Annotated in this window: 20 protein-coding genes; 3 read left to right on the forward strand and 17 right to left on the reverse strand. The window is 55.1% G+C overall.

From position 1 onward, the window contains the following. Window positions 1–136: 136 nt before the first annotated feature. The 7 genes from hxlA to NP590_RS16915 all read right to left on the reverse strand — a co-directional run bounded on the left by hxlA (window position 137) and on the right by NP590_RS16915 (window position 4,156). Window positions 137–784: a 3-hexulose-6-phosphate synthase gene (gene hxlA / locus NP590_RS16885; RefSeq protein WP_256603818.1), complete on the reverse strand. Its 648-nt coding sequence runs from the start codon at window positions 782–784 to the stop codon at window positions 137–139. 29 nt (window positions 785–813) lie between these two features. After that, window positions 814–1,023 (reverse strand): hypothetical protein, encoded by a 210-nt coding sequence (locus NP590_RS16890; RefSeq protein WP_256603856.1) that lies wholly within the window; start codon window positions 1,021–1,023, stop codon window positions 814–816. After that, entirely contained in the window at window positions 980–1,567 is a 588-nt protein-coding gene (locus tag NP590_RS16895) for a UbiX family flavin prenyltransferase (RefSeq protein WP_256603819.1), read from the reverse strand. Before NP590_RS16895 ends, NP590_RS16890 begins: the two co-directional genes overlap by 44 nt. A 14-nt stretch (window positions 1,568–1,581) precedes the next feature. Then, window positions 1,582–2,526 carry a prolyl aminopeptidase gene (gene pip, locus NP590_RS16900; RefSeq protein ID WP_256603821.1) on the reverse strand — a complete coding sequence of 315 codons (945 nt, stop codon included), beginning with the start codon at window positions 2,524–2,526 and terminating at the stop codon, window positions 1,582–1,584. Next, window positions 2,523–2,858, reverse strand: coding sequence for a type II toxin-antitoxin system RelE/ParE family toxin (locus NP590_RS16905; protein ID WP_256603823.1), 336 nt, complete (start codon window positions 2,856–2,858; stop codon window positions 2,523–2,525). The genes pip and NP590_RS16905 overlap by 4 nt, the downstream gene beginning before the upstream one ends. Beyond that, on the reverse strand, window positions 2,858–3,130 hold the full coding sequence (locus tag NP590_RS16910) for a type II toxin-antitoxin system Phd/YefM family antitoxin (protein WP_256603824.1): 273 nt from the start codon (window positions 3,128–3,130) through the stop codon (window positions 2,858–2,860). The genes NP590_RS16905 and NP590_RS16910 overlap by 1 nt, the downstream gene beginning before the upstream one ends. 117 nt (window positions 3,131–3,247) lie before the next feature. Further along, window positions 3,248–4,156 carry a hypothetical protein gene (locus NP590_RS16915; RefSeq protein ID WP_256603825.1) on the reverse strand — a complete coding sequence of 303 codons (909 nt, stop codon included), beginning with the start codon at window positions 4,154–4,156 and terminating at the stop codon, window positions 3,248–3,250. Window positions 4,157–4,529: 373 nt separating this feature from the next. Here NP590_RS16915 and NP590_RS16920 point away from each other — a divergent pair, with 373 nt between their 5' ends. Together NP590_RS16920 and NP590_RS16925 are read left to right on the forward strand one after the other, a co-directional pair. Continuing rightward, complete coding sequence (locus tag NP590_RS16920) at window positions 4,530–5,624, forward strand: NAD(P)/FAD-dependent oxidoreductase (RefSeq protein ID WP_256603826.1); 1,095 nt, start codon at window positions 4,530–4,532, stop codon at window positions 5,622–5,624. A gap of 162 nt (window positions 5,625–5,786) precedes the next feature. After that, window positions 5,787–6,800, forward strand: coding sequence for a quinone-dependent dihydroorotate dehydrogenase (locus NP590_RS16925; protein ID WP_256603827.1), 1,014 nt, complete (start codon window positions 5,787–5,789; stop codon window positions 6,798–6,800). 66 nt (window positions 6,801–6,866) lie between these two features. Here the strand turns inward: NP590_RS16925 and NP590_RS16930 are convergent, their stop codons facing one another. The 6 genes from NP590_RS16930 to NP590_RS16955 form a co-directional block, all read right to left on the reverse strand. Beyond that, the gene (locus NP590_RS16930) at window positions 6,867–7,628 is read right to left on the reverse strand and encodes an ABC transporter permease (RefSeq protein WP_256603828.1); all 762 of its coding nucleotides are present in this window, start codon (window positions 7,626–7,628) and stop codon (window positions 6,867–6,869) included. Further along, the gene (locus NP590_RS16935; protein ID WP_256603829.1) at window positions 7,625–8,578 is read right to left on the reverse strand and encodes an ABC transporter ATP-binding protein; all 954 of its coding nucleotides are present in this window, start codon (window positions 8,576–8,578) and stop codon (window positions 7,625–7,627) included. Before NP590_RS16935 ends, NP590_RS16930 begins: the two co-directional genes overlap by 4 nt. 297 nt (window positions 8,579–8,875) lie before the next feature. Further along, entirely contained in the window at window positions 8,876–10,348 is a 1,473-nt protein-coding gene (locus NP590_RS16940; RefSeq protein ID WP_256603830.1) for an efflux transporter outer membrane subunit, read from the reverse strand. 231 nt (window positions 10,349–10,579) lie between these two features. Further along, window positions 10,580–13,654 (reverse strand): efflux RND transporter permease subunit, encoded by a 3,075-nt coding sequence (locus tag NP590_RS16945; RefSeq protein WP_256603831.1) that lies wholly within the window; start codon window positions 13,652–13,654, stop codon window positions 10,580–10,582. After that, window positions 13,651–14,787, reverse strand: coding sequence for an efflux RND transporter periplasmic adaptor subunit (locus NP590_RS16950; protein ID WP_256603832.1), 1,137 nt, complete (start codon window positions 14,785–14,787; stop codon window positions 13,651–13,653). Before NP590_RS16950 ends, NP590_RS16945 begins: the two co-directional genes overlap by 4 nt. Before the next feature lie 19 nt (window positions 14,788–14,806). After that, complete coding sequence (locus tag NP590_RS16955; protein WP_256603833.1) at window positions 14,807–15,622, reverse strand: oxidoreductase; 816 nt, start codon at window positions 15,620–15,622, stop codon at window positions 14,807–14,809. Between the two features lie 102 nt (window positions 15,623–15,724). Between NP590_RS16955 and NP590_RS16960 the strand changes: the two genes are divergently transcribed. Further along, window positions 15,725–16,168 (forward strand): winged helix-turn-helix transcriptional regulator, encoded by a 444-nt coding sequence (locus NP590_RS16960; RefSeq protein WP_256603834.1) that lies wholly within the window; start codon window positions 15,725–15,727, stop codon window positions 16,166–16,168. Between the two features lie 129 nt (window positions 16,169–16,297). On the opposite strand, the gene NP590_RS16965 is transcribed toward NP590_RS16960, so the two are convergent. From NP590_RS16965 to amoA, 4 genes are read right to left on the reverse strand one after another with little or no spacing between them, the layout of a single operon-like run. Beyond that, window positions 16,298–17,560 (reverse strand): MFS transporter, encoded by a 1,263-nt coding sequence (locus NP590_RS16965; protein WP_256603835.1) that lies wholly within the window; start codon window positions 17,558–17,560, stop codon window positions 16,298–16,300. Window positions 17,561–17,588: 28 nt separating this feature from the next. Then, a complete protein-coding gene (gene amoC, locus NP590_RS16970) occupies window positions 17,589–18,362 on the reverse strand; it encodes a bacterial ammonia monooxygenase, subunit AmoC (RefSeq protein WP_256603836.1) in 774 nt (257 codons plus the stop codon). A gap of 16 nt (window positions 18,363–18,378) precedes the next feature. Continuing rightward, a complete protein-coding gene (gene amoB, locus NP590_RS16975) occupies window positions 18,379–19,617 on the reverse strand; it encodes a bacterial ammonia monooxygenase, subunit AmoB (protein ID WP_256603837.1) in 1,239 nt (412 codons plus the stop codon). An 11-nt stretch (window positions 19,618–19,628) separates the two neighbouring features. Then, entirely contained in the window at window positions 19,629–20,381 is a 753-nt protein-coding gene (amoA, locus tag NP590_RS16980) for a bacterial ammonia monooxygenase, subunit AmoA (RefSeq protein ID WP_256603838.1), read from the reverse strand. Between the last annotated feature and the right edge of the window lie 537 nt (window positions 20,382–20,918).

Consider the following 20,918-nt stretch of genomic DNA (forward strand, 5'->3'; position numbering starts at 1 on the left):
AAAGTTATCTCCTTGTATTTTTGTATGCTGGGTGCGCGGCAATAATGGCCGCTTTTTTATTCGGGTATTTAAAACGAAGAAAGGACGAGTGGCGTTAGCCACTCGTCCTTAGCATGCCGGTAGTAGCAAAGCTGACTTAGGCGGCCGCTGCGTCTACCAATTCGCGAATTTCACGCGCGGCTTCCGCTGGAGAAGGCGCGCCGTAGATAGCCGCACCAACCACGATGATATTGGCGCCGGCTTCAACCACTTGTTGTACGGTGGCTTGCTTGATACCGCCGGCCACGGAGATGCGTACACCCAGACCCAGGCGCGCGATGTCGTTCAGGTCGCCGAACGGCGTTTGGCCAGCCGCTTGCGCGTCCAGACCAGTGTGAATACCGACGATTTGAGCGCCCAATTTCACGGACTCTCTCGCGCATTCCGCTTTGTCGGCTACGTTGATCAAGTCGATTTGAGTTTCGGCGGCATGTTTTTTCGCTGCCTTGATAACGCCGGCAATAGTCGCCAGACCGGATACGCCCAATACGGTGCAGATGTCCGCGCCGGCCGCGTAGAAAGCGCCCGCTTCGTATTCGCCGGCGTCCATGGTTTTCAGGTCAACCAGCAACAGTTTGTCGGGGTAACGTTGTCTCAGCGCTTTTACCAGATTGATGCCGTTGTATTTGATGCAAGGGGTGCCGATTTCAAAAATATCAACATAAGGCGCTACTTGATCGGCCAACGCTACGGTTTGGTCGAAATCCAGTGAGTCCAACGCCATTTGAATTAATGGTCTTGCCATGTGATGTGCTCCAATTGTTACGGTTATAGTTATAAGAACGGCTCATCAGCACCATAGTCACCAGCCAAAAGGGCAAATAATGAACTGCCGTTGATGAGCGATAAAAAAGCTGGCAGCAACTCTAAATCAGAATCAGGCACCCTGTCAATTGAAAGCCTGCCATTTGCTCGCGAATTTTCGTATTTTATCGATTTTTTATCCTTCGTTACCCAAACCCGTCCAGGGTTTGAATAAGCCATCGATAGTCACGCCATACATATCCAAAATCCGCCCCACGCCTTCATCCACCATGGCTTTTACGGAATCGGATTTATTATAAAACGCCGGCATGGGTGGAAAAATAATACCACCCATCTCGGTCACCGCCGCCATATTTCGAATATGCGCCAGATTTAGCGGCGTTTCCCGCGGCACCAATACGGTTTTACGCCGCTCCTTTAACGCCACATCGGCCGAACGGGAAATCAGGTTGTCGCCAAAGCCGTGCGCAATCGCCGCCAAGGTCTTCATGGAACAAGGCGCCACCACAACACCCTCGGTTTTAAAGGAACCGCTGGCGATACAGGAAGCAATATCGTTGATGCCGTGCGACACATCCGCCAAGCTGTACAGCGCCGACCTATCCATGTCCAGCTCGTATTTCAAATTTACCAAACCGGCCGCGGAAATCACCAAATGAGTCTCCCACTCAGGCAAATCCTTCAGGATTTGCAGCATACGCACACCGTAAATCGCGCCGGTTGCGCCGGTCATTGCAATGACCAGCCGCTTTTTACTCACCAAACCCGCCTCCAAATTCAAGCCAACAATTCGGCCATTCTATCCGTCGCATCGACCAGGGCATCTATCATTTCCTCGCCCTTCGCGACATGCCCGGAATACGGCAATACCCGATATTCCGCATCCGGCAGCGCCTGATGCAGACTCCAGGCTGCTTCCAACGGACAGGTGAGATCGTTTTGCCCGTGGATAATGATGGTTGGTATGTGCCGCAGCACCGCGCAGTTCTGCAAAATCTGATTTTCGGCGATGAAATAATGGTTTCTGGCGTAATTCAGCTCCATTTGCACCTGTTTGACCGCCAATTCATCAATTCGCGGATCACCCGGCGCAAACTCCGCCCCCAATGCCACCTGTCCACCCCACAACTGCCAATGCCACGCAGCGCGCTCGGCAAGGGTTTTGTCATCACCGAATACGGCTTCGCATAATTTCGGCAAAAGTTGGCCGGCGGACTCGGCCCCCACACCGTCCAACATGTCTCGCCAAATTTGCGGATAAATTCGATTCGCACCGGCCTGTAAAAACCATTCCATGTCGACCTGCCGCGCCAGAAACACGCCGCGCAAAACCATGCCGGATATTCGCTCGGGAAATTGCTGAGCATACAACAACGCCAGAGTAGCCCCCCAGGACCCGCCGAACAACAACCATTTCTCTATACGCAAACGTTCGCGCATGCGCTCCATGTCGCCTAGCAAATCTTGCGTGGTATTGCCTTCCAACTCGCCGAATGGCAAGGACCCGCCGCAACCGCGCTGATCCATCAGGATGACATGATAAAGATCGGGATTAAAAAAACGCCGATGATCCGGCTTAGTACCCGAACACGGCCCACCATGCAAAAAAATCACCGGAATACCGGCCGGGTTGCCGGATCGTTCGACATAGACCTGATGCGCGCTATCGGTTTCCAGCAAAAACGTGTGAAATGGGGAAATGTCCGGATAAAGCAGTTTCAACTCTCACCGCCCAGCATCCGCTCTAATAACAAATCCTCAAGATTCCGACGCGAGTCGAGCACTGCTAATACGCGAACATCATTTCCATCGATTTTGTAGATAATTCGCCAATGGGAAACCAGCAACTCCCTAAACTGAAATACACATTGGGCCAGCAATTCCGGCGCCACTCGCCCCCTTTCCGCCAGCCGATCCAATTGAAACACCTTGGATTTTATTTCAGCCAACAGCGAAGCAGCGGAAGCCGGACTGCGAGTTTTCAGGTAAGCCACAACCTGTCGCAGATCATTTCGAGCAGTTTTAGTCCATTGAACCCGACGCAATTGGGACATTACTCAACCAGCAGCTCATCCATTTCGCGAAACACATCCTGCTGATCCAGTAGATCACCATGACGAATATCCTCTTCGCTTTGCGCCAGCAACTTCAGCAAACTCAAGGCATTACGCATATTTTCATAGCTTTCGGCATCTTGTAGAACACCACGCGGCTCACCGTTTTGGGTAATAACAATAGGCCTGTGGGTTTGATTTATTTGTTGCAAAAGTTCCGCCGAATGAGCCTTTAAATAACTCACAGGCTTAATATCAGTTACTAGATTCATTGAAAACCCTCATATCACCAAATTTGGTACCGAGTATAGCACTACTAATGAGGCGCAGGCATAAAAAAAGGGAAGGCGCAAGCCTTCCCTTTTCGACCAACTTAACTGCGTAACAAATTAGAATTTGAAACCCAAGTAACCGCCGGCGCTGAAACCGTCGGTTGGCGTACCGTCCAGTCTGCTGGTGGAATAGTGGTAACGGGTATCGGCACCGATCACGATACCTCTGAAAATGTCATACTCGGCACCGGCACCGAAGTTCATGCCTGCATTCAACACGGAAACCGCGTTGGAAGGCACGCCCAGAATATTGATATCCAGACCGACCGGGATCAACCATGGACGGAATTTGCTGCCGTGCATGAACTTGATTTTTGGCGAAGCATTGATTCTTAAACGGGCATCGGTGGATACGCCATGTCCAGCATTAAGATTGACTGGCGTTTCTCCGGCCAAGGCTGTCAGCGTGCCGTTGGTCAATATGTTTTGACCAGTACCATACTGGGCATACTCAATACCCAACTCAATTGCGAACGAAGTATCGTCCATCAAGCCGAATAAATCGTTATTGACATTGAAGTCGAACGCGCCGCCAAAATAAAAGCCATCGTTGTTACTATTGTTGGACAACAGCGCGCCCTTAGTTGAGAAATCCAAGGGGCCCGCGCCACCGCGATCCTGATCCAGCGACGTCCAACCGCCGCGAACCGCCACCAAGTTATCTTTAGCCCCGGAAGCAACCGGCGCCGACTTCATGGAAGCCATCCATTGATCCAGTTCCTGCACTTTCGCCGATTCGACGGAAGCTTGCGCGGAAGCACCCTTGACGCGGCTCAATTCAGCCTGCATGGCCGCCATTTGGTCAGCCATTTGTTGCATTTGCATTTCCAGGGCTTCGGTTTTTCTGGCCGCCGCATCGGCAACGCGCTCGGCTTTGCTGTCCGCCGCTTGAGCGGGACCAACCATGGCCATGGATAAAGTCGCTGCGGCGATGCCCAGCGCTAATTGGGTTTTATTTAAAGTCATTGCTGTCCCCCAAGGGTTTATTGTTGTTAGCCGGTCTGCTTTTTGCCTAATTGCAACACAGGATTTTTCTACGTGAGCAATAATAGCAGCTGCTTCGCATCCTTACAAGTTTTAGACTTATTTTTTTTATCAGAAAAAGTTAATATATATCAATAAAATACAAATTTAGAGTAAAGTAATTTCATTGACTGTTAAAAAAAAACAACATTCAGTTAAAAAAATGCACATAAAATTTCCGCCCACTTTTGTCGCACCAAAACAACGCAAAATCCGGCCGGAATGACCTATTTTGAGCGGACATTTCGGCCGCCAAGCGGCAGCCATCGCCTTTTTCGTGTTAAGTTGTCGCTTAAACTACACAGTCCGCTTTCACATGACCCAAAACACAGACATACTGATTATAGGCGGCGGCATCAGCGGCTTACTGACCGCCCGCGAATTGCGCTTGGCCGGCCGAGACGTCACCATCATCGACAAATCCGACTCCGGACGGGAAGCTTCCTGGGCCGGCGGCGGCATCCTACTGCCGATTTATCCCTGGCGGCAGGCCGACGCGATTTCCGACCTGGTGATCGCCAGCCTGCAAAGCTACCCCGGCCTGAGCCAGGAATTGCTCGATGCCACCGGCATGGACCCGGAATGGACGCCTTGCGGCATGCTGATCTGTAAAAACCCGGACTACGACTCAGCCATCCAATGGTGCGATACCCGCCATATCGCCCACCAAGCACCGCCTCCCGCATTGCTCGAACCATTCAATACCAGCTGCGACCGGCCCTTATGGCTCCCCGACATTGCACAGGCGCGCAACCCGCGCCTATTAAAATCGTTAAAAGCCTATTTGCTGCAAAAAGGCGTGCGCTTTCTCGAAAACGCCGAAATCACCGGCATTGAAATCGAACACAGGCGTCTACATAAAATCCATACTGCTGAACAAAGTTTTTGCCCACAGCAAACCGTCGTCTGCGCGGGGGCCTGGAGCGCGGATTTCCTGCGGCGCTGGCTGCCGTTGGCATCGGTAAATTTACAAATTCAACCGGTACGCGGACAAATGCTGCTGTTTGACGCTCAACCCGACACGCTGCAGCACATGATACTGGACGGCGACCACTACCTGATTCCGCGCCGCGACGGCAAGATTTTAGCCGGCAGCACGGTGGAACAAGCCGGCTTTAGCAAAGTCACCACGCCGGAAGCCGGAGATCACCTCCACGCCTTTGCCACAAACCTCATGCCGGAATTGAAAAATTACCCGGTTTGCGCACATTGGGCCGGCCTGAGGCCCGGCACTCCAAAAGGAATTCCTTACATAGGCTTTCACCCCGACCTGGACAACCTGAGCATCAATGCCGGCCATTTCCGCAACGGCTTGGTCATGGGGCCGGCGTCCGCCCGCTTGCTGGCCGATTTGATTTTACGGAGAACACCTCACATCAATCCCGAACCCTACGCCTTGCGGCGCGCTTAGGGTTCCGCCCAAAATAACTCCGCATTCCTTTCTCTCTCTCCGGGAAAGGGCCAGGTTGAGGGATATAAACAAGGAAGTTATTCGGGGTGGAATCCTTAATTCGGCTTGCCCCGCCATGTCGGCTTACACTTTAATTAACCCTGGTTACATTCTTAAAACGCCATGAATCTTTATCCATTATTACGCCCCCTGCTGTTTAGCCTGGATCCGGAAACAGCCCACAACGTCACATTGAAATCATTGAAACTGGCCGAGCAAACAGGTCTTTCCGGCTTGGTTAAAGCCGGATCAACCGAAAAACCGGTCAGCGTGATGGGCTTGGATTTTAAAAATCCTCTGGGCCTTGCCGCCGGCCTGGATAAAAACGGCGATTATATCGATGCGCTGGCCGCGCTGGGCTTCGGTTTCATTGAAATCGGCACGGTGACCCCACGGCCGCAGCCCGGCAATCCCAAGCCCCGCCTGTTTCGTTTGCCCGAACATCAAGCCATCATCAACCGGATGGGCTTTAATAATTACGGCATAGACCATCTGCTGCAACAGGTCCAAAGCAGCAGTTATCGCGGCGTACTGGGGATCAACATCGGCAAAAATGCCGCTACCCCGATTGAAAATGCCACGGACGACTATCTGATTGGCTTACGCAAAAGCTATCTGCCGGCCAGTTATATAACGATCAACATAAGCTCGCCCAACACCAAAAATTTGCGTCAATTGCAGCAGGGCGACGACATCAGGTATTTACTGGAAGCAGTAAAGCAGGAACAAATCAAATTACAGGCCGAGCACGGCAAATACACACCGATTGCCGTCAAAATCGCCCCCGACCTCAGCGACAAGGAAATTCGCCATATCGCGGAATTGCTGTTGGAATTCGGCATCGACGGCGTCATCGCCACCAATACCACCATAGCCCGCGATAAGGTACAAGACCACCCTTACGCTAATGAAGCCGGCGGCCTCAGCGGCGCACCGGTCAGGGAGAGTTCCACCCACGTGGTAAAAGGCCTGGCCGAGGAATTAAACGGCAAACTGCCAATCATTGCGGCGGGCGGCATTTTAAGCGGCAAAGACGCCCTGGAAAAAATCCAGGCCGGCGCCAGTTTGGTACAGATATATAGCGGCCTGATTTACCAGGGCCCGAAATTAATCGAAGACATCTTGAATGCCATTTAGGCATAACGCCAACCCGCACCGGCAATACGAAAAATGTCGCGCTGCGGTGCTGGGATGATTACCGGCTCACGTTCTGATTTTGTAACCGGTTTTGAACACCCACCAAACATAGATCAGGCAGACCAGCAGAAAACCCAGGGTCATGCCTATGCTGATGGCGACATCCACGTCGGCAACACCGTAAAAACTCCAGCGAAAGCCGCTGATCAAATACACCACGGGATTGAACAGGGTGATGTTCTGCCACGGGGGCGGCAACATATTGATCGAATAGAAGGCGCCGCCCAGAAATGTCAGCGGGGTAACGACCAGCATAGGCACCACCTGCAGCTTCTGAAAGCTGTCGGCCCACAGGCCGATGATGAAGCCGAACAGACTGAAGGTGACGGCGGTCAGCAACAGAAAGCCTATCATCCACCCGGGGTGGGCAATCTGGTAGGGGACGAAAATCCGGGCCGTGCCCAGTATCAGCAAGCCCAACAGCACCGACTTGGTCGCCGCCGCCCCCACATAACCGCACAACACCTCAAGCCAGGAAACCGGCGCCGACAGTAGCTCGTAAATCGTACCCGCCCATTTGGGCATGTAAATGCCGAACGAAGCGTTGGAAATGCTTTCGTTCAGCAGATTCAGCATCACCAGCCCGGGAATGATGAAGGCGCCGTAGCCGATGCTGTCGATTTCCCCCATCCGCCCGCCGATGGCCTTGCCGAAGACGATGAAGTACAGCGAAGTGGTCAATACCGGCGCGGCGATGCTTTGCGCCAAGGTACGGAAAGTGCGGGCCATTTCGAAGCGATAAATGGCGCGAATGCCGTAAATATTCATGCGGGCGTCTCCCGGGATTGCTGAACCAAACTGACGAAAATATCTTCCAACGAGCTCTCGCTGGAACTCAAGTCCTTGAAGTCAATGCCATGTGCGTTTAGCATGCGCAACAATTCGGCGATACCGGTCTCTTCTTCCTGGCTGTCGAAGCTATACACCAAACTTTGGCCGTCCACCGCGAGCGTTAACGACCAAGCGGCGAGATCGTCCGGAATGTCGGACATGGGCTGGCGCAAACTCAGCGTCAGCTGCTTCTTACCGAGTTTACGCATCAGCACTGCCTTGTCTTCCACCACAATCAATTCGCCCTTATTGATGACGCCGATGCGATCCGCCATGTCCTCGGCCTCTTCGATGTAATGGGTGGTCAGGATGATGGTGGTGCCATTGGCGCGCAGTTCGCGCACCATGCGCCACATGTCGTGGCGCAGTTCCACATCGACGCCGGCACTCGGCTCGTCCAGAAACAATATTGACGGCTCGTGCGCCAGAGCCTTGGCGATCAGCACCCGCCGTTTCATGCCGCCGGATAGCGTCATGATTTTTGCGTCGCGCTTTTCCCACAGCGACAAATCGCGCAACACCTTTTCCACATAGACGGGGTTGGGCGGCTTGCCGAACAGCCCGCGACTGAAAGTGACCGTGGCCCACACCGACTCGAAAGCATCGGTATGCAGCTCCTGCGGCACCAAGCCGATGGCGGCCCGCGCGGCGCGATAATCCCGCACGATATCGTAACCGTCGGCGACAACGGTACCCGCCGTGGCCTTGACGATACCGCAAACGATGCCTATCAGCGTGGTTTTGCCGGCGCCGTTGGGGCCGAGCAAGGCAAATATCTCGCCGCGTTCTATGTCCAGATCGACGTTTTTCAGCGCCTGAAAACCGCCGGCATAGGCTTTGTTGATACCGCGCAGGGAGATAATGGGGCTTGAGCTGTTGACGCTCATGGGCAATCCGCCGAAGAGAGCTCGGCTAGCGAAGAGGTTTTTGTCATGTGGTTTTCCTGTGTACGATTGTGAGGAGTTTAGGAATATGCGCAAAATAACTTATAAAGACAGAACGCGTTGTGGAGGTTCGGTGACTCGCTCGACAGGACGCCGTGAATACATCCAGGTAGGCTTGACGGCGGCTGTCCCTGCCGCCGACACCTGTCAATCGAGCCACCAAACCCCCTTTCCGATTTTGAAGAAGTTACTTCATGCGCGTTCCTTAGCGCGTGTCTTGCCTATCATGCCCGCCGCCGCTCACGGTGTCGAGACTGAATCGATATCGCCCGGCGATTCCGCAGCCGTCCAGCCACCGCCGAAAGCCCGGTACAGCGACACCATGGCCACGCCGACCGCCGTTTCGGCTTTTGCACGTTCGTCGCTGATGGCCAATTTGCTGCGCTGGGCATCCAGAACGGTCAAATAATTGCCCGCGCCGCGCTGATACAAGGCGTCGACCAGCCGGTAAGCTTTTTCCGCCGAGGCTTCCGCTTGGGTTAATTGCCCCAGGCTGTCGGTGGCCGAACGGTGCGCGGCGAAGGCGTTTTCCACGTCCTCCAGGGCCAGCAAAAAAATCTTCTCGTAATTGGCGGCGACCTGATCCAGCCGCGCATCGGCGGCGGCGATATGGGCGCGGATGCGGCCGGCGTTGAAGATCGGTGCCGAAAGGCCCGAGCCCAAGGCATAGACGCTATCGGCCAGACTCGGAAAACCGCCGACCGCCAGCGCGCCGAAACCGCCGCTGGCCGACAGCACCAGTTTCGGATAAAGATCGGCCCGAGCGGAACCCAGGCTGGCCGCCGCCGCGCTGACTTCGGTTTGCGCCAGACGCAAATCGGGACGTTGCGCCAATAAATCGGCCGGCAACAGGTTTGGCATGACCGGCGCTTGTTTCGGCAACGGGCCGGCCACGGCCAACCGCTGTTCCAGACTTTCCGGCGGCTCGCCCAGCAATACGCCCAAACGGTGGATGAGCTTTTGCCCGGCGTTGGTCAGTTGCGGCAGCATCGCTTCGGTGCCTTGCAATAGCGTTTGCTGGCGGGCCACATCCGCCTCGTTGGCCAGGCCGGCTTTATGAAATACCTGGACAGTCCGCAAGCGCTCGCGCTGCAAGGCTATATTGCTTTGCAGAATGCCGGTACGTTGCTGCACGCCACGCAACTCCAGGTAGTTGGTCGCTACTTGAGCCAGCAGACCGACTTGCGCGGCATGCAAGTCTTCCCGGCTGCCTTGGGCTTGCGCGGCGGCGGCTTCCGCTTCCAGATGCCGGCCGCCGAACACGTCGATTTCCCAGCGCGCCGCCAAGCCGCCGCTGACGGCGTCAGCGGTCGGCGTAATCAATTTGATGCCTTGCCCGCTCGGCACGCCGACGATGCGGTCGATGCGTTTTTCCCGGCCGCCGGCTAGCGAGAAATCGAGGCTGGGATACAACGCCGCTTCGGCGACGGTGACCATCGCATTGGCTTCGCGGACGCGAGCGGTGGCGATCTTGATATCGTGGTTCGCAGCCAAGGCTTGGTCTATCAATTCGTTCAACAAGGGATCGTTGAATCCTTGCCACCAAGTTTTCAGGTCTGTCGTTTCGGCAGATTGGGCGGTATCGGCATTAGCCGCGTGTTGCCATTGCGCAGGGCTATTCAACGCTACTGGGTCACCGACGCGGGTCGGCGTACAGGCGATTAGACTAACCAAGAACAGAACAGTTAGCGGTGTTAAAACTCTATGATTCATTGTAAAACTCCGTGGTCGCCGCGTAGGGTACGCATTTATGCCCTTGGGTACCGCGTACCTTCTTGGGCTTTAACAATTGCAGAGGCTTTAAAAAGGTACGCAATGCGTACCCTACAGCTATTTTTTACTCCCCTCTTTGGAAAAGAGGGGCTGGGGGAGATTTTTCTAATAAATCCCCCTCAATCCCCCTTTGAAAAAGGGGGAGGTATCGTTGGCTCGATGGCGTTACCATCAGGTAGGGGCTTTATCACCTCCGGCTGGCCCACGCTCCACCCAAAACCACGCCGCATACAGCGCCGGCAGGAAGAACACCGTCAACACGGTTGCCACCGTCAGCCCGCCCATGATGGCGATGGCCTGCGGGCCGAAGAAGTCGTTACGCGACAACGGGATCATCGCCAGGATGGCCGCCGCCGCGGTCAGCATGATCGGCCGGAAACGCCGTACCGTCGATTCGACGATGGCCGACCATGTGTCGAGTCCCGACTGTTCGTCCTGATCGATCTGGTCGACCAGAATCACCGAATTGCGCATGATCATGCCGGCCAGCGCCAGGATGCCGAGCAAGGCCACGAAACCGAAGGGAGCCCGGAATAACAGCAAGGCGAAGGCCGCGCCGATCACGCCCAGCGGCGCGGTACTGAACACCATGAAAGTCCTGGACAGGTTCTGCAACTGCATCATCAACAAAATCAGCGTGACGATCAGCACCAGCGGAATCCAGATCAAAATCGATTTTTGCGCGGTCACCGCGTCTTCCTTGGAGCCGCCGGTTTCGATGAAATAGCCGACCGGCAAGCTGTCCTGTATGGATTTAAGTTTCGGGACGATTTCCGCCGCCACGTCCGGAGCCATCTTGCCGTCGGCCACGTCGGCGCGCACCGAGATAGCCGGGAAGCGGTTGCGCCGCCAACGCACGCCGTCCTCGAACACGGTCTTGAACTTGACGAACTGCGACAGCGACACCGACTTACCATTAGCCGTGCGAACCGCGACGTCGGGTAATTCGTTGGCGGCGCTGCGCAATTCGGGACTGGCCCGCCAGACGATGTCTATCAACTTATCCTGCTCGCGCAGTTGCCCGACCGGGATGCCGGTGTAATGCGCCTGCAAGGCTTGCGACAGGCTGGCCGTCGAAACGCCGAGCGCGCGGGCCTTGTCTTGATCTAGCATTAGGCGGAACGATGGTATACGCTCATGCCAGTCGTCGTTGACGTCCACGGTGCCGGAATGGTTGCGCACTACGTCGGCCACCCGCTCGGCGATGCCGCGCACGATATTGGGATTTTCTCCGAGCACCCTGAACGCCAACGGATAATCCATCGGCGGCCCAACATTAAGCCGCTTCACTCGGCCGCGGACATTCGGGAAATCGGTCTCAAGCATCTGCCGGACGCGCTGCATCACCCGTTCGCGCGCTTGGTTATCCTTGGTCATCACCACCAATTCGGCCAGATTGGTGTTTGCCAGTTGCTGCACGATCAACATGAAAAACCTCGGCGTGCCGCTGCCGATATAGCTGGCGACGTGCTCCACGTCTTCATCGTTGGCTAGCAAAGCTTCCATGCGTTTGGCGGCGGCTTCGGTTTGTTCGAAGGCGCTGCCTTCCGGCAGCCACAGGTCGACGATGACTTCCGGCCGGTTGGACAGCGGAAAGAACTGTTCGGGAACATGGGTTAAAGCCACCACGCCTAGGCCGAACAAGGCCAGTGTGGCGACAATGACTTTCTTGCGGTGCGCTACGCAAGCATCCACCCAACGGCGAAGCCGGTTGTAGAACGGCGTATCGAACAGGTCGTGGATCGGGCCATCGGCGTTGGCATGCACCTTGAGGATCAAAAATCCCAAATAAGGAGTGAACACTACCGCGCCTATCCAGGACAGTATCAAGGAAATGCCGACCACCTGGAAAATCGCCACCGTGTATTCGCCGGCCGAGGACTGGGCCAGACCCACCGGCAGGAAACCGGCGATGGTAATCAAAGTGCCGGTCAGCATCGGAAAAGCCGTGGCCGTATACGCATAGGTCGCGGCACGCATCCGGTCCCAGCCTTCTTCCAGCTTGCGGGCCATCATCTCGACGGCAATCATCGCATCGTCCACCAGCAAGCCCAGCGCCAGAATCAAGGCGCCCAACGAAATCCGTTGCAGATCGATGCCGCACAGCAGCATGACCAGCAAGGTGGCGGCCAGCACCAGCGGCACGGTCAGCGCGACCACGGAACCGGTGCGCCAACCCAGGCTCAAGAAACTGACCATCAACACGGTCGCCAAGGCTTCGAAAAAAGTACGGCCGAATTCCGCCATCTGGTTTTTAACCACATGGCCTTGATTGGCGACCGGCTCCACGTCCAGTCCGATCGGCAACTCGGTTGCTATGCCGGCCAGCATGTCGTCCAAGGCTTGTTCCAGATCGATGACATTGCCTTTCTTGTTCATCGTCACGCCGAGCCCAAGCGCCGGCTTGCCGTTGAAACGCATCTTGAATTCGGCGGGATCGACATAGCCGCGTGTCACCTTGGCAAAATCTTTGACTTTCAACGTTCGATTGGCTATGCGCACCGGCATGTTGGCGACGCTATCCACCGAATCGAAGGAACCGGTCAGGCGTATCGGCAGATTGCGCTGCGGGGAAAATACCGTGCCGGCCGGCGCCATGCCGTTCTGCGCGTGCAACGCCTGTGCAACCGCCGCCGCATCCAAGCCCAGTTCGGCCAGCTTTTTGTCGGAAAATTCGACGAAAATCTTTTCGTCCTGTACGCCGATCAGATCGACCTTCTCGACATCCTTGATGCGCAACAGCTGTTGGCGGACCGAATCGGCCGCCAATTTCAGGTCGGCATAACTAAAACCGTCGCCGGAAAAGGCGTAGATCAGGCTATAGGTGTCGCCGAATTCGTCGTTGAAAAACGGCCCAATGCTGCCGGGCGGCAGCGTCATGCGGATGTCGTCGACCTTCTTGCGCACCTGATACCAAAGCTCGGGAATGTCCTTGGGCGGCGTATCTTCGCGCGGCGTGACGAAAATCACCGATTCGCCGGGTTTGGAATAACTGCGCAAGTAATCCAGGTCAGGCAGTTCCTGGATTTTCTTTTCCAGCCTGTCGGTCAACTGCTGTTCCACTTCCAGCGCGGTGGCGCCGGGATAGAGGGTTTTGACCACCATGATCCTGAAGGTGAACGGCGGATCTTCCTGCTGACCCAGCTTGTAATAAGCGAACAGGCCGCCAAGCACCACCAGTGCGAGCATAAAGCCGGTGAAGGGACGGTGTTTAAGCACCCATTCGCTGAGGTTGAAGGCTTTCATAGAGATCCCTCTTTAGCCGGTGCATTTTCTGCCGGCAAGCGGACAGCTTGCCCCTCGGCCAGACGCTGGACGCCGGCGCTGACCAGCAATTGACCAGGTGCTACTCCCTCGACGGCAATGCGTTCGCCGGCCAGCGTTTCGCCCAGCTTAACCGGCACGGATTTGACCGTGGCCGCCTGCTCGTCGATCAGCCAGACTAATGGATGATCGGGCTGGTTTTGCGGGGTATAGACGGCGGAAAGCGGGATGGCGATGCCGGAAGCGGTGTTTGCGTCGATATGAACCGTCGCCGTCATGCCCAATAGCGCGGCGTCCAGGCCTTCCAGCACGGTTGCCTTGACGCGGTAGGTGCGGCTGGCCGGTTCGGCGGCCGAAGCGATTTCCCGAATTCTGGCCTTGAGCCGCCGTTTGTCGTCGCTCCACAATGACACGCTAACTTCTTGTTGGCGCTTGATTTCCGGCAGGCGATGCTCGGGTACGTCGAAGTGGATTTCCTTTTCGTCAAGCTGGGCCAGCGTCACTACGGCCTGACCGGCGGCCAGCACTTGTCCGGCTTCGACAGCCAGCGCCGTGACCACGCCGTTGCGGTCGGCATGTAGCTCGGTATAGGTCAGCTGGTTAAGCGCCTGAGCTAACTGCGCTTCCAGCGCCGCTGTCCTCTCCCGCGCGGTGGTATAAGCGGTTTCGTGCCGCTCGAACTCCGGCGGACTGATGACTTGCTGGGTCAGCAGTTCGCGGTATCTCGCTAGATCGTCGCGCAAGAAAGTGCTGTCGGCTTGCGCGGAAGCTAGTTGAGCCTTAAGGCCCTGCACGGCGAGGCGGTAATCGTTGCCGTCCAGTATTGCCAGCAGTTGGCCTTTACGCACGGAGTCGCCAACGTCTACTTTGCGCTCCAGCAGCTTACCGGCTACCCGGAAGGATAAGGGCGTCTCGATTCTGGCCCGGACTTCCCCGGCAAAGCTTCTGGCGCCGGCCACGGCGTTCTGCTCGATACGAAATACCTTTACCGGGCGCGCAACCACTTGCGCTGGCTTGTCCTGAACGCTACAGCCGACGACGATGGTCAGCGGCAGTAAAAACCCGGCTAGTAGCCGGCCCTTAGTCGTCATGGAACTGTTGGATAAATGAATCATGTCGCTATCCTTCGATTGCTCAGACGATCGGCAGCTGGTTAACCTTGCGCAAGCTCTTGTCCACCAAGGCTTCCGGCATGAAACGGCGCAGAAAACGCACCTGGCCGGCTTGTTTTCCGGCGGTATAGCGTCTTTTGGGGACTGCGGCAGTCGCGGCTTTCAACACTGTATCGGCGACCACTTCCGGGGCATCGCCTGCGCTCACGCCATTGCGCATGACCACTGCCATACTGGCACGCACCGAGTCATAGACGGCAAGCGGTTGATCGGGCTTGGTTATGCTTGCTTCGAACGCGGTACGGGTAAACGCCGGTTCAACCAGGATCACTCGGATGCCGAAAGTGCGCAGTTCGTGGTCCAGCGATTCGGAATAGCCTTCAACCGCATGCTTGGTAGCGGCATACAACGCGTTATACGGCGCGGGGATCAGGCCAAGGAGAGAACTGATATTGACAATTCTACCCTTTCTTTGGTTGCGCATAGTCGGTAACACCGCGTTGTTCACACGAGTAATGCCAAAGACGTTGACGTCGAACAAGGCCTGAGCCTGCGCGGTGGACGACTCTTCCGCGCCGCCGAGCAGGCCGATACCGGCATTATTGACCAGCAGATCTATGCGTCCGGCCTGCTTCAAGACCTCAGCGACCATGTTCTTTACCGAGGTTTCGTCGGTCACGTCGCAGGTCAGCATCGTAATGCCGTCTACGTTGGCAAGTGCTCGGCGGCTGGTTCCGAATACGCGGTAACCCGCTTTTTGTAGGGCCTTGGCCGTTACCAGCCCAATTCCCGAGGATGCGCCGGTGATCAGGGCTACAGCGTTGTCTTTATTGTTCATATCGAATCTCCTTGCGGGGTGGATAGTCTGTCGACTAAGTGTTACTATCATTTCGAAACTAATGTTACTATCAATTTGAAATTAAGTCACTACTAAAAACGTATGAACGAAAAAAATAGTTGCCCCGACCCTTGCCCGATAGCACGCTGCCTGGCTTTTCTTGGAGACACCTGGAGTTTATTGATACTGCGGGACGCCCATATTGGCCTGACTCGTTTTGATCAATTTCGAAAAAGCCTGGGAATTGCGCCGACGATTCTGACTCGGCGCTTGGCGACATTAACGGAAGAAGGTATGCTGGAAAAGCGACTGTATTCGGAGCGTCCGCCGCGTGAGGAGTATCTATTGACGGCCGCCGGCCGCGACTTCCTGCCGGTGCTGGTCATGATAGGTGCCTGGGGACACCAGTATCGCGGCGAAGGTCCGTTGGTGCGTATACAGGATGTGGAAACGGGAGCGGATATTAAGCCGGTAGCCATCGACGAGGTGACTGGGGCAAAAATAGGGACTCGCCCGTTACGCTTCGTACTGCCGGATGGCAGGTGATAGCTCCGATAATGCGGAAATTGCAAACCAAACCCGCACCAGCGTCATGGTGCTTTGTGCCGGCATCGGCTTCGATTCGGTAAACCGTTGAATACTGAGCCCTTCCATTGCCTAACGGCCTGCATTAAGTCAACAGCGTACAGTTTGCGACTCTCTTATAGATAGCACGATGCCGGTTGCGAGAAAGGCAAACAGGCCCGACGCGATGAAAACCAAGCGGTAGTCGCCGATCAGGCTATGGGCGTAACCGGCGGCGTAAGCGGCGATGGCCGCGCCGATTTGATGTGCAAAGCAAATCCAGCCGAACACCACGCCGACGTTTTGTTTCCCGAACAAATCCGCAGTCAAAGCCGAGGTTGCCGGAATCGTGGATAACCAATTCATGCCGTAGATAATCGAGAACATCATTAATTGTCCGGTGTTATCAATGCCGGGCAGCAGTATCAGCGTGGCGCCTCTGACGACGTAATAAAACGCCAGCGGCCAGCGCTTGCCATAGCGGTCGCATAACCAACCGGATAAAATGGTGCCGAACACATCAGCCGCGCCCATTACCCCTAGCGACATCGCCATGGTCATTTCGCTGAAGCCATGTTCGATGCCGTGTGGAATCAAATGGGTCTGAAAAAGCCCGGAGGTGGTTAAGCCGCAAATGCCAAAACTCGAAGCCAATAGCCAGAATTGCGGGCTGCTCATGGCCGAGCGCATGGGATTGCTATCGGGCTTTAGTATTGTTGCGTGTGCGCCATTGCCGCCGTAGGGCAACAGGCCTCTGGATTGGGGATCGTCCCGTAAAAATTTCAGCACCAACGGCAAAACCAGCAAGCCTAAGGCGACGACGATCAACAGCGTCGCCGCGCGCCAGCCTTGGTGAACATTGATCTGCATCAGGACCGGGGTGAAGACCAACTGGCCGGAGGAGAAGGCGGCGCCCAATATGCCTAGCGCTAACCCTCGATGTTGATGGAACCAGCGATTGACCAACGCCGATCCCATAATCATTGAAGTGCCGCCCGAACCTGCTCCAATCAGCAACCCCCAAAACAGATACATTTGCCAGGACTCACGCATGAATACGCTGCCGCCGGCCCCCAATACCGATAGTATTAGCGTGATGACGCTCACTTTTTTGGTGCCATGTAAATCCATCAATCGACCTAGAAATGGACCTGCAAGGCCGAATAACAGCAGGTTGAGCGAAATCGCCCCGCTAATGGTTTCCCTATTCCAAGCAAACTCCTGTTCCAGGGACAGCATGATGATCCCCGGCACTGAGCGCAGTGCCGATGCCACAAACAAGCACAGAAACGTGACTGCAAGAATTACCCAGGCATAGTGAACTGAATCGGTAAGACTCTTGGTTATGGTTACATCGGACTTGGACTGATACATAGTCGTGTGGGTTTATATGAGGACAGAGTTATTCGGCATCTGGAATCCGATCCAATAATTCGATCAGCCGGGTAACCCCTTGCAGCAGGATGCCGCCCACGCCCAACGCAAACCACACACCGATCACAAAACCCCAATGAATCGGCGCGGCGAAGAATTCCTCTCTAAACCAGAAGGTATGTCCCCACTCGTTGAAACCGACGCTGACCAAAATCATGAACGGTCCGAATACCGCCAAGGTCAACGGCAACGAGATGCCTTTGGCATACAAGGGCAAGCGGGTTCTGGCGTACAGCCAGGCACAGCCGCCCAGGATCACGTACAGCGGGAAGTTGAAATAAAACTCGATGATGTGATTAGCGGTAAACGGCGTATCGCGAATCGCCACCTGATGCCAGGAGTTATCCTGTTCGGCAAAATAACTGCCCGCCCAATACACGGCGAAGGTGTAAATGCTGATCCACATGGTCAAGGTGAAATAGCGGCGAATTTCCTCCTTGGGCGCCAGTTGCTCCAGATTCCGGTCGCGCGTGGTCCATAAATACCCCCAAAAACCGCCTGCGACGGCCGCGATAATCGCTAGTTCGATATAAAACAGCCGCATCCAGTATTGCTCGAACGCAGGTTCCGTGGAATCCAAACCGTGTTCTATGGCAAAAGCACCCTGATACAGTCGTAAACCGACATAGATCACGGTCAATATGCCAAAGCCCTTTAAATATTTGGGTAAGTCGATCAAATACCAAGGCAATGATTTAGGGTTTTCGCTGCTTAAGCTCACGTGTTCTGTCGTGGTAGCCATGATGTTTGCTCCTGAATTAATTGAATTTGGGAATGACGGCCGCGGAAATACTGGAGATATAGCGCTTTCCCATCACGTCGTCGTAAAGGAACAGCAAACCGCCGATACGGCTGTCCGCGTCCTTGATCAGCCCATCCAGCTTTTCCGACTCCCAGGCCGCATCGCGCACTTCGATGGTGACGGTGCGTTGTTCGCCGGGTGCTATAGGCGTGTTGTTATCCAGGCTCAGGCCGTTGTTGCTGACGTCATCCTTGCCGGGCATGTGGCCCACATCGGCCAATTCGGCGTTCATGAAATGCACGTTGGAGCTGGAAAACTCGCCGATTCTGACCGCTCCTTGGCTGCGATTGTCGACACTCACCTGTAACAGCATGGCACGTTGCGCTACGTTGTATTCCGCTTTGATGGCGTCCACATTGACCGTTCCGGCATTGACTTGAGCCGGCAAAGGCAAAATCCGATCCAGTCCCGCTTGTAACGGAATAGCGTCCGGGTAACGGTTGGCAGTGACGGCATTCAGCGCCAATACCAATACCGGCACCCCCACTAACACGGCTTTAGCGATGAATTTGTCCTGAGCGGTGATCAACTCCTGTTCCAAACCGGCATCCAGCATGCGGTAACGGCTGATGAACAAGGGACGACGCACCCACCACAACAACCAACCGGCAGCCAACACCCCCCAGAACAGGTGCCAGAATACGCCGTTGGCAAAGCCGAAGCTCTCCATGTCGATCACTTCGCCGTTAATGGTTTTAAGCGTATTGCGGAAGTCGCCGGGATCGCCGCCAATGTCCAACCACACCCCTGGGCCCATCACCTGTCCCGCGTCTTTTAAATTAAAAAACGGGTGAATGTGATAACGCCCAGGCAAACGGCCTTTCAAGACCACTTTGAACTCGTAGTCACCACCAGGCTCCAGGGACACTGAATTGGTCCAAGGTTTACCGTTTAGGTAGCGCTCGGTACGAATCAGCACGGGTCCCGGCGTGGAGATATTCAAGAAGCTGGCTTCCGGTTTCGGCACACTGATCGGCCAGTCTTCGGCAACATGAAACTTGCCGCTGACACTGACTTCCTCGTTGACGTTGAATTTTTGCGTGGACCACTGCACGTCGTACCACTGTATGGTGCGCATCCGAATGAACGGCTCCAAGGCTTTTTCGCCATGGGCCTGAGCGGTGGGTACTGTCAACACCGACAACACGTTCAAGCAAAGCAATGCCAACAGCCAAGGTTTAAAAAGTACTTTCATGGCTGGTCTCCTTAAATGCTTTTCAGATAACGGGTATCGGCGAACCATTTACCGATGTACCACCACAGCGGATACATCAATGAACATAACAGTGCCGAACAAAATGCCGCCAATGGTGTGGCGTACTGGCCGTAGGTTCGCAAAGTACCGCGCTCGATGATGCGCAGGTATTCCGGCATGCCGGTGCGGATGTATTGGAAGCCGAATAAATCGGCGACAGTCAACTGGCTGTTGTGGTATTCGACCGCTTGGTGGAACATGCCGAAGATCGGCCAATTGGTGGGATAGAACAACAAGGCAAACGCCGCGCCGCCGAAAATGGAGGTGATGGTAAGGCTGTTGGTCAGCATCAACAAGGTATCCAATACCAATGCACCGGGCACCATGGTGGCCGGCAACACCATGTTGATGGGGAAATAATTCCAGTAATGATAGGCAAATACCCGGGTGACCCAGGTACCTAGCAATAAGGCCGCTACGCAGAGCGTGGCGCCCAACGGTAAGCGGAATTTATCCCACAACACCGCTTGCACGGCGGCGGGAAAGGTAATGCCGATTAAGGGTGTGACCAATGGCCACCACTGCCGGTCTTTCCAATCAACCCAGAAATCCCAGTCGCCGACGGTCAGGGCAAAATGTAGATGAAACGAGCCGATGAACAAGAATAGGGCCAGGACCAGGATCAGATAATCGTAAGCTCTGACCAGCCGGGCTTTCTCGCCCCGGTAGGGGTTAAACGTTGAAATTGGAATTTGTGCGGACATGTGCGGTTCCCCCGTAAAGTCTTATAGTGAATGACGGCTATTGCCATCGAAACTGGGCGTGTCGCCAACCGAAAGCTACCCTTGGGGGAGTAAAACCCTATTGGCTGGTCGACACGCTCGCGTAATAAGTTAGGGGGAATGGGTTGAACCGTGAAATGGTGAAATTTCATCCGCCATCATCAAGATTGTTCATGCCGGCCAGCATCGATTCTTGTTTAGTATGCAGCCAATTTCACTGATGATTCCCATGCTCGGCGCTCGTCGTTATACACATTTCGATTTGGATGGGGTAACCCTATTCATGCCTCACCACGCCTCATTGTGGTGACGTTTAGCTCCCTCTCCTGATGGAGAGGGCGGGGGTGAGGAGAATTTGAATCACCAAAATGCTTTATTTTGACTCTCCTCACCCTACCCTCTCCAACAGGAGAGGGGTTTTGATGGCTTCGCCGCTGTTCGAGTGGCTTGTGTATAACGATGAGAGCGAAGCATGGGAACGATGCACCCGGATTGCGGGAAGTTATTTTCAACCATACC

This window comes from Methylomonas subterranea (assembly GCF_024505185.1).
In the GTDB taxonomy this organism is placed as follows: Bacteria; Pseudomonadota; Gammaproteobacteria; order Methylococcales; family Methylomonadaceae; genus Methylomonas; species Methylomonas subterranea.

Bases quoted from the DNA above. Each gene is read 5' to 3' on its own strand.
- hxlA (WP_256603818.1), bottom strand. From the start codon at position 784: ATGGCAAGACCATTAATTCAAATGGCGTTGGACTCACTGGATTTCGAC.
- NP590_RS16890 (WP_256603856.1), bottom strand. From the start codon at position 1,023: ATGGCTTATTCAAACCCTGGACGGGTTTGGGTAACGAAGGATAAAAAA.
- NP590_RS16905 (WP_256603823.1), bottom strand. From the start codon at position 2,858: ATGTCCCAATTGCGTCGGGTTCAATGGACTAAAACTGCTCGAAATGAT.
- NP590_RS16910 (WP_256603824.1), bottom strand. From the start codon at position 3,130: ATGAATCTAGTAACTGATATTAAGCCTGTGAGTTATTTAAAGGCTCAT.
- NP590_RS16915 (WP_256603825.1), bottom strand. From the start codon at position 4,156: ATGACTTTAAATAAAACCCAATTAGCGCTGGGCATCGCCGCAGCGACT.
- NP590_RS16920 (WP_256603826.1), top strand. From the start codon at position 4,530: ATGACCCAAAACACAGACATACTGATTATAGGCGGCGGCATCAGCGGC.
- NP590_RS16925 (WP_256603827.1), top strand. From the start codon at position 5,787: ATGAATCTTTATCCATTATTACGCCCCCTGCTGTTTAGCCTGGATCCG.
- NP590_RS16930 (WP_256603828.1), bottom strand. From the start codon at position 7,628: ATGAATATTTACGGCATTCGCGCCATTTATCGCTTCGAAATGGCCCGC.
- NP590_RS16935 (WP_256603829.1), bottom strand. From the start codon at position 8,578: ATGAGCGTCAACAGCTCAAGCCCCATTATCTCCCTGCGCGGTATCAAC.
- NP590_RS16940 (WP_256603830.1), bottom strand. From the start codon at position 10,348: ATGAATCATAGAGTTTTAACACCGCTAACTGTTCTGTTCTTGGTTAGT.
- NP590_RS16945 (WP_256603831.1), bottom strand. From the start codon at position 13,654: ATGAAAGCCTTCAACCTCAGCGAATGGGTGCTTAAACACCGTCCCTTC.
- NP590_RS16950 (WP_256603832.1), bottom strand. From the start codon at position 14,787: ATGATTCATTTATCCAACAGTTCCATGACGACTAAGGGCCGGCTACTA.
- NP590_RS16955 (WP_256603833.1), bottom strand. From the start codon at position 15,622: ATGAACAATAAAGACAACGCTGTAGCCCTGATCACCGGCGCATCCTCG.
- NP590_RS16960 (WP_256603834.1), top strand. From the start codon at position 15,725: ATGAACGAAAAAAATAGTTGCCCCGACCCTTGCCCGATAGCACGCTGC.
- NP590_RS16965 (WP_256603835.1), bottom strand. From the start codon at position 17,560: ATGTATCAGTCCAAGTCCGATGTAACCATAACCAAGAGTCTTACCGAT.
- amoC (WP_256603836.1), bottom strand. From the start codon at position 18,362: ATGGCTACCACGACAGAACACGTGAGCTTAAGCAGCGAAAACCCTAAA.
- amoB (WP_256603837.1), bottom strand. From the start codon at position 19,617: ATGAAAGTACTTTTTAAACCTTGGCTGTTGGCATTGCTTTGCTTGAAC.
- amoA (WP_256603838.1), bottom strand. From the start codon at position 20,381: ATGTCCGCACAAATTCCAATTTCAACGTTTAACCCCTACCGGGGCGAG.